Genomic DNA, 4,010 nt, shown 5'->3' with positions numbered 1-4,010 from the left:
ACGAACCGACTCGCCCAGGTCCGCGTCCGCGTCCTGCACCTGGGTCTGGTCGCTGTCGAGGTCCTGGTCGATGTCGCTGTCCTGGTCCAGGTCCTGGTCGCTGTCCTGCGTGGCGTCCACGTCCACGTCCGAGTCGGCGTTCCCGCCGTTGCCGCCGCTGGCGTCCGCGTTCCCGCCGAAGCCGCCGCTGCCGCCGACACCGACGCCCGACCCACCGGTCGAGTCACCGAAGTTGATGTTGAACTTGCCGGCCTGGGAGATGTCGCCGGCGTCCCCGCCGACACCCAGCCCGGAACCACCGTCGGCCGAGCCGCCCACCGCGATGCCACCGTTGCCGCCGTCGCCGCCGACGGTCGTGGTGTCGGTGTCGGTGTTCTGGTCCTGGTCGCTGTCCTGCGCGCCGACCTGCGTGTTGTCCGCGTCCGCGTGCTGCTCGTCGATCTGCGCGGCCTGCTGCTTCTGCTCGTTGTCCTCGTCCAGCACGTTGGTGAGGTCGACGTTCGCGACGGTCTTGAGCATGTCCGACAGGTTGAAGCCCGTGGGGTTCGACATGATTGCACTCCTGATGTGATGTGTTGATGTTGTTGGGGCGCAACGACTTCCGCTTGCCCCACCGGACGTCCGTCCAGCTGGCACCAAAGCTATGTCCGTCCCGGGCCGCTGCCATCCGGGCAATCCCCGTCGGTCTCCCCCCGGGTACGGGGGTGGGGGGAGGGCTATGCGGGGGCACTAAGGGGTTTTCCCCGATGTCACCCCCCGCGACCTGCACACATCGTGATTGGCAGCAAATCAGCCGTATCGGGGTGAACCAAACCGACCCCATTTACGTATCGAATCCATTCGGGCTGGTCAGCGAGAGGGGAAGCGCGATGTCTTACCAGGTCGGAGTGGACTTGGGTGCAACATTCACGGCCGCGGCGGTGTGCCGGGCCGGACGCGCCGAGGTCGTCCAGTTCGGTCCCCGCGCGGCGTTCGCGCCGTCGGTGGCCTACGCGAACCCGGACGGATCGCTCGTGCTGGGGGACGCCGCGGAACAGCGTGCGCTGACCGAACCGGACCGCGTCGCCCGCTCGTTCATCCGCCGCGTCGGTGACGGCACGCCGCTGCGCCTGGGCGGCGTCTCGATGACCGCCGACGCCCTCGCCGCGCGCTACGTTTCGCACGTGGTCGCCGCGGTCGCGGGCGTCGCCGGCGGCCAGGCGACCCGTGTCGCGCTGACGCATCCGGCAGGCTGGGGCCAGCACCGGATCGCGTCGCTGCACACGGCACTGTCCGCGCAGGGGCTGGGCGCCACGGTGTTCCTGTCCGGGGCGCAGGCCGCCGCCCGGGCGTGCGCGGAGACCACCCCCATGAACGCCGACGACCTCGTCGCCGTCTACGACCTCGGCGGGTCCGGCTTCGACGCCGCCGTGGTGCGCAGGATGCCCGACGGCAGGTTCACGCAGGTGGGACGGCCGGAGGAGCTCGAGGTGGGCGGGCTGGACTTCGACGAGCTCGTGTTCGACCACGTGCGCTCCGCGCTCGGCGAGCGCTTCGCGAGCATCGACCCGGCCGACCCGGCCGCCCGCATGGGACTCGCCCGCCTGCGGCGCGAGTGCACGCTGGCCAAGGAGGCGCTGTCGGCCGACACCGACGTGCAGATCCCCGTGGTACTGCCCGGGATCGAGGCCCGCGTGCGGCTCGCCCGCGCGGAGTTCGAGGAGCTCGTCCGGCCGGTGATCGAGGAGACCGCCGCGACGCTGCACCGGGCGATCGACGCAGCCGGCAGCACGCCGGAGGACGTCTCCGCGGTGTTGCTCACCGGTGGCTCCGCCCGCATCCCGCTGGTGACCCAGGTCGTCTCCGAGGTCCTCGGCCGGCCGGTCACCGTCGCGCCGAACCCCAAGGGTGACACCGCGATCGGCGCCGCGCTCGCGATCGGCGGGCAGGACGCGGAGACCCCGGCCGCGCAGCCCCAGCAGGAGCCGACGCGCATCGCGCTACGGGCGGTGGCCGAACCGGTCGCCGAGCCGGTCGCGAGCCCTGTGCGCCCGCCGGTGCCGGTCGCGCTGGCCGCGCCGGTCAAGAAGGCGCCCAAGTTCGGTCTGTCCCGCACGTTCGCGGCGGCGGCGGCCGCGGCCACCGCGCTGCTGGTGGGCGGCGGCATCGTGCTCGCCTCCCACAACGGACCGTCCGGTGCGGACGCGGATACCGATTTGCGCGGTACGACCGGTCAGACCGTCACGACCTCGCCCGAGCCGACGACCTCCAAGAAGAAGCCGGCCAGCACTCCGCCGCGGAAGGCGGAGCCTCGCCGCACCCAGACCGAGACCCCGCGGACCGAGGAGCCGACGGTCGCGCCTCCCGCGACGACGACCACGGAGCCGACGGGACAGACGGACCCGTCAGTGCCTACGGACCCGACCGAGCCCACGGCACCCACGGACCCGACGGACCCGACGGACCCGACGGATCCGACGGACCCGACCACGACGAACCCGGACACCGGCGGGAACCCGCCGGACGGCTCCGGCCAGCAGGAAAGACCTCAGTCATGATCGGCGGCGACTTACTCGAGAGCGACGGCCTGCGCGCGGACCGCGCCTGGCGATCCGGCGACATAGCGGCCGCCATCGAGGCGGCGGACCACGCGCTGGCACGGGGCGACGACCCGCAGTGCCTGGCGGCCGGCGTGGCCGCGGCCGCGGCGGCCGCCGACGGCGGGCTGTTCGACGCGGCCGAGCGCTGGCGCGCGGTCGCGTCCACTCTCGACGGTGCGCCGGGCGCGCTGGCCGGCGGCCGGGGCGCGCTCGCGGCGAGCGTCGTCGGTGACGTCGAGTCCGCGGAGAGGGATCTGGCCGCTGCGCGGCAGATGGTCTCCGGCGCGGCACCCCGCGGGCTGACCGTGCTGCTGAGCGGCGTCGCGGCGACGCTCGAGGCGCTGCGCGGCGAGTTCGACGCGGCCGCGCGCCGGCTGGCCGGGCTCGCGGTGGCCACCGTGCCGGAGGACCCGATGTCGTCCGAGCGCTGGGAGGATCTCGCGGTGACGGTCATGGTCGCCGGCGGCGACGACCGCACCGCGTGGGAGATGCTGACCGCGCACCCGGACCGGCCGCGGACCACGCGCCGGCGGCTGCTCAAGGCCTGGCTCGACCTGCGTACCGGCCGGCTGGCCGACGCGCGTGCCGGGCTCGCCGCCGCCGGGGACCAGGCGATCCTGCGCCGCGATGCCGTGCTCGCGGCCGCCGTGACCGTCGGGCTGGCCCGGCGGGCCGGCGACGAGGAAGCACTGCGGGCCGCGTGGCACCGGGTCGCGCCGGTGCTCGCCGGTGCGGACGTCGAGGTGCTGTTGCTCGACGCGTGGGGGGAGCTGTCCACGGCCGCGGCGCTGGTCGCGCCCGGCGAGCGGGACGCGATCGTCGCCGTGATGGCCGCCGCGGTCGCGCGGGCCGGATCGCCGGCGTGGGGCGAGGCCATGATGGCGTGGTGGGCGGTCCAGCGTGCGGTCGTCGCCGACGAGCCGACCGCCGCCGAGGTCGCCGCCGCCCAGCTCGCGGCGCTGGACTGCGCCGACGAGCGGACCGCGGCCGCGCGGGTGTGGGCGTCGATCCTCTCCGCGGACGCGGAACCGGCGGCGGCCATCGCCGCGGCCGAGGCGCTCGCCGACGCCGGCCGGCCCTGGGAGGGCGCCGCGCTGTGCGGGGCGGCCGCGGCGAAGCTGTCCGAAGCGGGCGACGTACGCGAGCTGCTGGCCGCGGGCCGTGCCCTGCGGGCGACCATCCGCACCGACGACCGCGGCGGGGCCGCCGCGCACGGGCTGTCCAAGCGCGAGCGCTCGGTGGGGGAGCTGCTGCTCGACGGGCTGACCCAGAAGGAGATCGGCGCCCGCCTGTACATCTCGCCGAAGACGGTCGAGCAGCACGTCGCCCGGCTGCGGCAGAAGCTCGTCGCGGGCAACCGGGCGGAGCTGGTGGCGGCGTTGCGTGCGCGTCTCGCCGTGAAGTGACCCTTGTTGCGGGGGTGCGCGGGGG

General features: G+C 74.7%; 2 protein-coding genes and 1 pseudogene. 2 read left to right on the top strand and 1 reads right to left on the bottom strand.

Translation table 11 applies throughout. From position 1 onward, the window contains the following. Window positions 1-552, bottom strand: a pseudogene (locus VH969_RS29330) (hypothetical protein); the annotation flags it as partial. Window positions 553-893: 341 nt separating this feature from the next. On the opposite strand from VH969_RS29330, the gene VH969_RS29325 reads away from it, so the two are divergent. Together VH969_RS29325 and VH969_RS29320 are read left to right on the top strand one after the other, a co-directional pair. Further along, window positions 894-2,537 (top strand): Hsp70 family protein, encoded by a 1,644-nt coding sequence (locus VH969_RS29325; protein WP_331980104.1) that lies wholly within the window; start codon window positions 894-896, stop codon window positions 2,535-2,537. Then, on the top strand, window positions 2,534-3,985 hold the full coding sequence (locus tag VH969_RS29320; RefSeq protein WP_331980102.1) for a LuxR C-terminal-related transcriptional regulator: 1,452 nt from the start codon (window positions 2,534-2,536) through the stop codon (window positions 3,983-3,985). Before VH969_RS29325 ends, VH969_RS29320 begins: the two co-directional genes overlap by 4 nt. The last annotated feature ends 25 nt before the right edge of the window (window positions 3,986-4,010 follow it).

The organism is Actinophytocola sp., assembly GCF_036555685.1.
GTDB lineage: Bacteria > Actinomycetota > Actinomycetes > Mycobacteriales > Pseudonocardiaceae > Actinophytocola.
Note: the sequence above shows the minus strand (reverse complement) of the source record. Positions and strands in the feature narration are given on the sequence as shown.

Bases quoted from the DNA above. Each gene is read 5' to 3' on its own strand.
- VH969_RS29320 (WP_331980102.1), top strand. From the start codon at position 2,534: ATGATCGGCGGCGACTTACTCGAGAGCGACGGCCTGCGCGCGGACCGC.